Origin of the sequence: Streptococcus mitis (assembly GCF_001579035.1) — a bacterium.
Classification (GTDB): Bacteria; Bacillota; Bacilli; order Lactobacillales; family Streptococcaceae; genus Streptococcus; species Streptococcus mitis_J.
In genome coordinates, this window is sequence record NZ_KQ970292.1 from 64,108 (window position 1) to 67,935 (window position 3,828).

General features: G+C 41.1%; 6 protein-coding genes. All 6 read right to left on the reverse strand.

Going from position 1 to position 3,828, the window contains the following annotated elements:
• Positions 1 to 96: prepilin-type N-terminal cleavage/methylation domain-containing protein (locus SMIDD26_RS13375; protein WP_280630529.1), on the reverse strand; the 96-nt coding region annotated here is incomplete at its 3' end.
• Positions 89 to 415: a comG operon protein ComGC gene (gene comGC, locus SMIDD26_RS10105; protein WP_061440018.1), complete on the reverse strand. Its 327-nt coding sequence runs from the start codon at positions 413 to 415 to the stop codon at positions 89 to 91. The genes SMIDD26_RS13375 and comGC, both read right to left, overlap by 8 nt.
• Before the next feature lies 1 nt (position 416).
• Positions 417 to 1,433, reverse strand: coding sequence for a competence type IV pilus assembly protein ComGB (gene comGB / locus SMIDD26_RS10110; protein WP_134990293.1), 1,017 nt, complete (start codon positions 1,431 to 1,433; stop codon positions 417 to 419).
• Entirely contained in the window at positions 1,381 to 2,322 is a 942-nt protein-coding gene (gene comGA, locus SMIDD26_RS10115; protein WP_061440020.1) for a competence type IV pilus ATPase ComGA, read from the reverse strand. The genes comGB and comGA overlap by 53 nt, the downstream gene beginning before the upstream one ends.
• A 76-nt stretch (positions 2,323 to 2,398) precedes the next feature.
• Positions 2,399 to 2,764, reverse strand: coding sequence for a DUF1033 family protein (locus SMIDD26_RS10120; RefSeq protein WP_000286405.1), 366 nt, complete (start codon positions 2,762 to 2,764; stop codon positions 2,399 to 2,401).
• Positions 2,765 to 2,914: 150 nt separating this feature from the next.
• Positions 2,915 to 3,828 (reverse strand): zinc-dependent alcohol dehydrogenase family protein (locus tag SMIDD26_RS10125; RefSeq protein WP_246747026.1); only part of this gene is annotated, 914 nt, incomplete at its 5' end.

Below are 3,828 nucleotides of genomic sequence, written 5' to 3' on the forward strand. Positions count from 1 at the left end.
AAAAGTGGACTGGACAGAGCCAGATAAGCCCAAGGCAAGGATACTTACAAGTCCCAAAACCAAGAGACTTTCAAGCATGGTAAAGGCCTTAATCATTGACTTTACGATTTGCTCCTCCATTTTTATCATGGTATTCTTTATAGGCTTTAGCCTGTTCTTCCGTGATGCGCCCATCTGCTTGTAACTTACTTAGGCTAGCATCTTCATTTTTATCCAAGATATAAAGTTCTGCCTGACTTTCCACCACCTTAACAACAGCAGCTTTTCCTTTGTCATTGACAGCCTCTTTTTGCTTGGTCAAATTAGGTACAAAGAGCAAGAGAAGCACGCTGATGATTAAAAGGACCACTAACATCTCTACCAGAGTGAAAGCTTTAACCTTAGCTTTTTTCAAGAATGTCATCATTTTTTTCATTTTAAAAATTCACCTCCATATTTTGATACATGGGCATCAGCATTGCCGCATAAAGTAAAACGATAATCAGTGCCACAAAGATAAAAACCAGTGGCTGCACCAGATTCATGGTGCGGTTGACTCGGGTAAAAAATGCTTCCCAAGTTTTTTCAGCATAGATTTCCAACTCACTACCCAGCTTGGACTTGACTTCCCCATACTCGATGATGAGACTCAACTCTTTCTTAAAGAAAGGATAGGTTGCTATGGTTTGAGAAAATTCGCAGCCATTTTGTAGGGATTGAGCTAGGTCTTGGCCGATTTCTTTAAAGAGTTGGGAACCTTGTTCCTGCATCATTTGAAAAATCTGCGTCAGCTCCATTCCCTGCGAAATCATATTCCCCCACTCACGCGCGTAATAGGCTGTCAAATAGGTCTGCACAAAGATTCCAAAAAAGGGAAGGCGTGCTAAGATAGAAAAGACGCGCATCTTAGAACTTCTTTTATAAAAAGTGAGTGCTAAAAGGGCAAGTATGGAAACAAACCCTACCATGCCTAGAAAGATTTGTGGCAGATTACCGATAATTTGAGTGGCAATATTGCTACTATCCAGTTGTGGTAGCAGGTAATTCCGTAGTCCCAGCATAATTAAGAGAAGAAAACCCAGCAAAATCAAGGGATAGGTCGCTACTTCAATTAGTTTTTTCTTAACCTTGGCCAGATTGTCTAGATACTCTTCTATCTTTCCCAAACTCAGATGAAGATTCCCATGAACTTCCGCTAGGGATAACTGAGTGACAATGGCGCTTGAAAAGCCTAAACTAGCCATCATTTCTGAGAATGATTTCCCCTGAGACAAGCCCGTGCGCATTTGTGTCACACACTGCTTGTCTAACAAAGCACTCCTATCTAAAAAAGAGATTGTCTCCACCAGATGAAAACCGCTGGAAAAGAGATTGTTAAACAAAGTAATGATATTTTTTTGCTTAGCTGTAGCTAATTTTTTCCGTCTCAGCTTGAAGACTTGTGATATGTCCATCTTTAAGAAGCTGGTCAATCTGTTCATTCCAGCTAGTTGGCTGGTGTTCTTGATAGTCTTTGTTGGCAAAGTCAACGATTCCTCCTCCCCCGATTAATCTCTGGTAGCAGACTCCTTGCAGAACGACCGCTAATTCCTCCTCACTTACACCCAACTCCAGCAGGCGTTCATAAACACCTCGGATACTCTTGGCATGAATGGTTGAAAAGACTGTCGCACCTGTCAAACTAGCTCTGACTACCGCACGCGCCGTCTCGCTGTCTCGAATTTCTCCGATAATTAGGAGGTCTGGCCGATGACGTAAGGAAAGCTTGATCAAATTTTCATAGTTTAGTCCGATTGCTTCGTTCAACTGCAACTGAAGCATGTCGTCCTGCTTGATTTCGACAGGATCTTCGATGGACATAACTTGCTGTCCTTTAAAGAGAGATTTAGCCAATTCATGCATCAAGGTCGTCTTGCCACTTCCGACTGGACCAGCAAAGAGATAGAGACCACGTTGCCTGTACTGCTTGCCCAGTTCATCAATATTCTGAAACCAAAAATGCAAATCCTGCTCCTCATCATGCAACAAGCGAATTACTAAACTCTCATGTCCTCGATAATCGCCTACGGTAGATAGACGTAGGGACGCCATCTTATCATCATAGGCATAGTCGCAGGAACCAAGCTGACTACGTCGCTTTTCTCCCACATTCATACCTGCCACAAACTTGAAGTGACTGATGACGGCCGCAAACTTTTCAAAATCATAACAACCAATTTTACAGCGCTCGTCTCCTACCCTCATATGAAGCTCATAGGCGTCTAACTTGGGGACAAAATAAATGTCTTGCGCCCCTTTTTTCCGAGCCGAACGAATGATTTCTTGTGCAATTTCTTGAACCATACTTACCTCCTCACCTATACTATTCGCAAAGATTTGGAAAAATAAAAAAAGCAACTCCAAAAAAGTTACTTTTTCTCTATTTTAATTTCATACGGCAAGAACGGTGTCTTTCCTTACCTGTTTGTTTTTCATAGCCTGGGCGTAGTTTTTCATCTGGAATAACCTGCTCATCCTGTAAAAGAGCCAAAGAATGGTATTGTTGTAAATACTCATCACATTCATCGCACCAGCGTTGGTCTTCCGGGTCCCAAAAAATGGTCATCAAATCGCTTCTGCTTTTATAAAGAGGGGATTCTTGTTCCAATCTAAACCAGCAAGTTTTGTAGTATTTGAGAGCATCATAATACTGGTCAAATTTCTTACTTGCTACAATGTCTTCTTCCCAACCTTCTAAGAACCACCAGGGTTCAAAATCTCCGTACATTTCTATAACACGATACATATTCATTCATTCCTTCGTACCGTATATTATAACTAATTCCGCCAAACAAGGAAAGAAATATGCTCATTTCTTAATTTTTTGATAAAAAATCCAGCCATCTGATGGATGACTGAATTTCTATTTGCTTATGTTCCAAAATATTGTTACTACCTAGGCTTCAGAAATATCGTTTTCAATAATGACTTTGATTGCATGGTGGTCTGCTGCCTTACCGAAGACTTCGTAGGCTTTTTCAATTTCACTGAGTTTGAAATAATGAGTTACCAATTTTTCTGGTTCAATCTTATGACTTTCAAGTGCTTTCAACAATTGTGGAGTTGTATTTGTAGATACCAAACCAGTTGTTACATTGATGTTGCGAATCCAAAGTTTGTCCAAATCGAATTCGACTGGTTTACCATGTACACCACAGTTGGCAACCGTTCCGTCTACACCGATAATCTTTTGACAGAAATCAAATGTTGCAGGAATACCAACAGCTTCGATAGCAACATCTACACCACGACCATCTGTCAAATCATAAATTTCTTTAATGGCTTTTTCAGGGTCTGAAGAATTAACCTTATGAGTCGCACCAAATGATACAGCAGTTTCCAAGCGGTTATCGTCTAAGTCCACCATAATCAATTTAGCTGGTGAATAGAATTGAGCTGTCAAAAGAGCTGCTAAACCAACTGGACCTGAACCAATAATGGCTACGCTGCAACCAGGCTCTACCTTCCCTTTTAAGACACCAATTTCATATCCAGTAGGCAGAATGTCTGATAGCATAACCAAGGCTTCATCTGACAAGTCTTCTGGAGTGTGGTAAAGAGTGTTATCTGCATGAGGGACACGTAGATATTCAGCCTGCATACCGTCAATCAAGTGACCGAAAATCCAGCCCCCTTCGTCTTCACAGTGGGCATAGATTCCTTTTTTACAGTAGTAACATTTACCACAGGCACAGACACAAGAAATCAAGACCTTGTCGCCTTTTTTGAAGTTAGAAACTCCTTCTCCAACTTCTTCAACAATCCCAATCCCTTCGTGACCAAGAATGGTACCACTTTGACAAGCAGGAA